Source organism: Nostoc mirabile CHAB5784, from assembly GCF_020829645.1.
Lineage (GTDB): Bacteria > Cyanobacteriota > Cyanobacteriia > Cyanobacteriales > Nostocaceae > Nostoc > Nostoc mirabile.
In genome coordinates this window covers 1-5,504 of sequence record NZ_JAIVFS010000219.1, presented here as the reverse complement: position 1 = coordinate 5,504, position 5,504 = coordinate 1, and the positions used below count along the sequence as shown (strand labels likewise).

Sequence of the window (5,504 nt, the reverse complement as noted above, 5' to 3'; positions counted from 1 at the left end):
GAAGCGACCTTTAGGTATACCTACAATGAAAGACCGAGCCTTGCAAGCACTTGTCAAGCTGGCATTAGAGCCAGAATGGGAAGCGCGATTTGAGCCTAACTCATACGGGTTCAGAGCCGGACGCTCAGAGTATTTAAATCTAGCTTTAGCAGAAGAAATGACTCTGCAATACCTGACGCAATTAGCAGCTTTGGGAAGAGTAGAAGAGGCCATGTGTGCGGCTAAAATCCTGATGGAAAAAGCAGAAGAGGGTTTTGCCCTGGCAAAAATATTGCGAGAAGATGGGTATTTGGTTGAAGCGTTAGAAATATGTATTGCAGGTATAAATTTAACAGGTAACTGTTTGTATGAATTTGCTACTTGGACAAGTGATTTAGCCCAAGGATTAGAAGATAATGCCACTGCGTTAACTGCCAGCATCATTGCTTTTAAAATCAGACCATCGTTTCGAGACTATGGTAAGATTCAAGACTATGCAGGAGAAACTTGGTTGACGCTCAAACAAGATTTACTGCAAACACTACGAGATCAGCCAGATTGGGGAATAAGAGAAGCTCAAGTTGATATTTTCCTGCATGAAGGATTAATTGATGATGCAATTAAAACAGTAGAAAGAGATACTTACTATGATTCCAAACTGGTTCATCGAGTCATGGATGCAGCAGTTTCCCATCGTCCAGATTGGGTAATTGATAACGCTTGCAGACGGGCAGAACCAATAATGGAACAAGGAAAAGCTGACCGTTATGACGCTGCGGTTAATTGGCTCAAAAAAATAAAAGCTGCGTATCTTCAACTTGGACAAAAAGCTGAATGGTCTGCTTATCGCTCACAACTAGAAGCGGCTCATGGACGTAAACGCAAATTAATGGAATTATTTAAAGAACTGAATAAATAATATGACTATTTTTGAGCCTAATTCCACAATACAACAAGCACTAATCGCAAAAAAATATTTCGAGTTACACCCTTCCTTACAAAAGATTATCCAGTTGTTTTCGGTAATTTATGCACCGATAGACAAAAATTCATTCGTAAGTTGTATTAGTAAGACTGGCGCTTTAGATGAAAACAATAAGCCTTGGGGTACTAAAACCCTTAGTCCCCAGATTGATAAATTATTAAAAGCAGGTTTGTTAGTACAGGAAAGTAGATCGAGTCCTGAATGTCATCCGTTACTCACAGAAATTGCTACTCGCCATGCTGTACAAACCAAACAGTTTGAAATCCTGGTTACAGCAGTAGAGGAGAAGCTACCAATACGTACTCACTGGAACAGAGATTCTCGGATATTCTACAGCTTACGCCAGTGTATTAGAGAAATCCGCATTGGTATTTATCGTCAAGACCTTAGTTTTATTAATCAGCAAATTGAAGATTACCAGAAGTACAGTGATAGCGAAGAAAAAATAGTAATAGAAAATATCTTTGAGCAGATATACAATAATCCGTTTGATGCAGATTGGTTTAACACCCTTCCACTTGGATTATATGAAAGTGGCATATCAAGTATCCTCTTCAATTCAGCCTTAAAATTATCTGCTTCTGAAGATGCGTTGACGTTGCTGTCAGAAGAATGCTCTACACCTGGAAAACATTGCTCAGATTATCTACATCTGATTTTGACAGAACAACTGTTGTTAGAGGGTTGTACTCAAGAAGCACAAAAAAGTCTGGAGCGTATATCAAATGAATATCAAAATAACGCTGCTATCTTTTGGGGTTGGTTAAGTTTTCTGCGGGGTGATAATGAACAAGCCATAAAATATTATACAGATGCCCTGAAAGCCATCAAAAAGGCTACAGGCAAACGCCAAATATATTTCAATACAATTGGGGGCTTATTTTTTATCCTCGCACTTTTAAAAGATGGTTCAGCACAACGCCTCCGGGAAGCAGAAGAGTACACCAGTTTGATGTCTTGCCAATCAGATCATTGGCTCAGGTTCACTTATGGTAGACTGAAAATGGTACTGCAAGTACACCTTGGTGATATTACTCAAAAACAATTTGTAGTCAGCGGTCATATTTCTTCCGTGGAAGAAGAAAATAGCTTACAAACATTGTTTTGTTCGCTATGCCTTTACTGGATGGATGCCCAGAGTGCTAAAAAACGCTTACCTAATTTATTGGAACCATTGTATCGGCGATCGCTTGCCTCTGGTTATCACTGGTTGGCAATGGAAACCGCAGAACTCCTATCCCGACTCAAACCAAGTAGTAACTATAATAAACTTGCAGAGGCACTGCGAGAAGATAGCGATATCCAAACTATCGTAGACTTAATTCGACCCCAAGAAGCTTGGGAAATGTGCCTCAATGCGCTGGCAAATCTCCAATCAAGACCACAAACATCCCTAAAACCAGAATCTGAACTGCGTTTAGCATGGTTCATTACCTTCTATCCCAGCAGATGTGTCTTGCAACCACGAGAACAAAAAGTGAATGCCAAAGGAGAGTGGAGTAAAGGTCGCCCCATAGCCCTCAAGCGTCTCAACAGTGCATTATCTGAGTTTGATTACATCACACCCCAAGATATGCGGGTATGTAGTTGTATTGAAACATATAACGATGGCTCTTATTACGGGAAAGTTGATTATACCTTCGGTGAAAAAGCCATCTCTGCTTTAATTGGACACCCGTTGGTTTTTTGGGAAGATACACCCACTATCCGTGTAGAAATTGTCAAAGGAGAACCAGAACTACTGGTTAAAAAAGGGAAACAAGATCGTCTCACCTTGGAATTTTCTCCCAAATTAGCAGAATCACAGAATATTCTGCATATTAAAGAAACCCCAACCCGCATCAAAGTCATTGAAATTACTGCCGAACACCGCCGCATCGCCGAGATTCTTGGTAAAGAAAATAAATTAAACGTGCCTGCCATTGCCGAGAAGCAAGTTTTGGCAGCGATTAATGCCGTCTCTGGAATAGTTACCGTACATTCTGATATTGGCGGCGGACTCGAAGGTGCAGAAGAAGTACCTGCCCAGACTTTACCCCATATTCACCTTTTACCTGCCAATGCCGGATTGAAAGTCACGCTTTTGTCGCGCCCCTTTGCCCAAGATGGTCCCTACTATCGTCCTGGTACAGGTGGTGAAACAGTAATTGCCGAGATTGACGGTAAACGTCTGCAAACCAGACGAAATCTGCCTGAAGAGAAACAACTTGCTAAAGCCGCCATAAAAGCCTGTCCCACCTTGACGCGAACTGAAGAACAAGATGGTGAATGGATTATAGTTGACCCAGAAGACTGTTTGGAACTACTGCTAGAATTGCAAGCACTGGAAAGTAGCGTAGTCATAGAATGGCCACAAGGAGAAAAACTGCGTGTTAGCCACAATGCCGACCTAAAAGACTTTAATTTATCAATTCAACGTCAGCAAGACTGGTTTGCAGCAACTGGGGAGTTGAAATTGAATAACGACCTAGTGCTGGATATGCAGCAACTACTAGAACTATTAGAGAAAACCCCCAGCCGTTTTATCCCCCTTGGTGATGGTCAATTTCTGGCTTTAACTCAAGTTTTTCGCAAACGCCTCGACGAATTGCGGATGTTTTCAGAAAAACATAGTAAAGGTATTCGTTTTCACCCCTTGGCCACGTTAGGGTTAGAGGATTTTGTTGATGAGGTAGGTAAGGTAAAAGCAGATAAACACTGGAAAACACATAGAGAGCGTCTCCAGGAGGTGAAAAACCTCCAGCCGGAACTGCCATCTACGCTTCAAGCAGAACTACGTGACTACCAGATGGAGGGTTTTTGTTGGCTGGCGCGTCTGGCACATTGGGGTGTGGGTGCTTGTTTAGCAGACCAAATGGGACTCGGTAAGACCGTGCAGGCATTGGCGGTCATACTCAGAAACGCCCATGAGGGGCCAACCCTAATTATTGCGCCGACTTCCGTGTGCATGAATTGGGTGAGTGAAGCGCAGAAGTTTGCCCCAACTCTGAATATTATTCAATTTTCTGGTGCTAACCGCCAAAAATTACTCTCTGGTTTACAACCGTTAGATATGTTGGTTTGCAGCTATGGTTTATTACAGCAGGAAGAAGTAGCGCAAATGCTTTCTGGTGTACAGTGGCAAACGATTGTCTTGGATGAAGCCCAGGCGATTAAAAATATGACCACTAAACGTTCTCAGGCAGCCATGAACCTAAAATCTAATTTTAAGTTGCTGACTACTGGGACTCCGATTGAGAATCACCTGGGTGAGTTGTGGAATTTGTTCCGTTTTATTAATCCTGGGTTATTGGGTTCTTTTGAAAGCTTCAATCAACGCTTTGCTACCCCCATTGAAAAATATCAGGATAAACTTGCACGTAATAAACTCAAAAAACTTATCCAACCATTTCTGTTGCGGCGGACAAAAAATCAGGTACTAGAAGAGTTACCATCTCGTACCGAAATTCTGTTGCATGTAGAGTTAAGTCGAGAGGAAAAGGCGTTCTATGAAGCGTTGCGCCGCCAGGCAATATCTAAACTTACCGAAACTGATGCAGAAGCAGGAAAGAAACATTTGCAAGTTTTGGCTGAGATCATGAAACTGCGTCGTGCTTGCTGTAATCCCAGCCTCGTTATGCCTGATACTGAATTACCCAGTTCCAAGTTGCAACTTTTTGGTGAGGTGCTGGGTGAACTGCTGGAAAATCGTCATAAAGCGTTAGTGTTTAGTCAGTTTGTTGACCATTTGCACATCATCCGCGATTACCTCGAAGAGCAAGGTATTAATTATCAATATCTAGATGGCAGTACTTCAGTGGCAGAGCGCAAAAAACGGGTCGATGCGTTCCAAGCTGGTTCAGGGGATGTATTTCTCATTAGTCTCAAAGCAGGGGGGACAGGACTTAATCTGACTGCGGCTGATTATGTGATTCATACAGATCCTTGGTGGAATCCCGCAGTGGAAGATCAAGCCTCAGACCGCGCCCATCGCATTGGGCAACAACGCCCTGTTACTATTTATCGTCTAGTAGCAAAGGATACTATTGAAGAAAAGATTGTGCAATTGCATCAGCACAAGCGAGATTTGGCAGACAGCTTATTGGAAGGTGCTGATATTAGTGGCAAGATATCAACAGAAGTATTGTTACAGTTGATTAGTGAAGGTTAAGGCATTTACCAAGGCTTTTTTGACAATAATCGCTCATTCAGTAACTTGCTTTTATCTTCCTTGAGCGATCGCTAGCGGTAAAGTCAGACTTTCTTTAACGCTAAGGTTGACTCAGCCAGGGGTAAAAGTTTTACCAGGTTATACTTCTAATTAGCAGAAGCCTGTAATTTTGCAATCACAAAATAGCGTTGATCCTAAGAGAATGTCTGAGAAGTAAGAAAGCTCACGTAACAGTATCCTCTCGTGAGAACAAATACTTAAGTATCAATACCTTAGCCAAAATAAGAGGATGAGGAGAGAGGGCCGATGTAGTAGAGTTATTGTCTCTCACAACGACAACTCAAAAACCACAATCAGCCCATGTCCGATATCTTATCACTGCTACAATGC

General features: G+C 42.1%; 1 protein-coding gene and 1 pseudogene. Both read left to right on the top strand.

Features of this window, described 5'->3' with window-relative positions:
- A pseudogene (locus LC653_RS44420) lies at positions 1-898 on the top strand (hypothetical protein); the annotation flags it as partial.
- Between the two features lies 1 nt (position 899).
- On the top strand, positions 900-5,114 hold the full coding sequence (locus LC653_RS44415) for a DEAD/DEAH box helicase (RefSeq protein WP_229501616.1): 4,215 nt from the start codon (positions 900-902) through the stop codon (positions 5,112-5,114).
- Positions 5,115-5,504 lie beyond the last annotated feature (390 nt).

Bases quoted from the DNA above. Each gene is read 5' to 3' on its own strand.
- LC653_RS44415 (WP_229501616.1), top strand. From the start codon at position 900: ATGACTATTTTTGAGCCTAATTCCACAATACAACAAGCACTAATCGCA.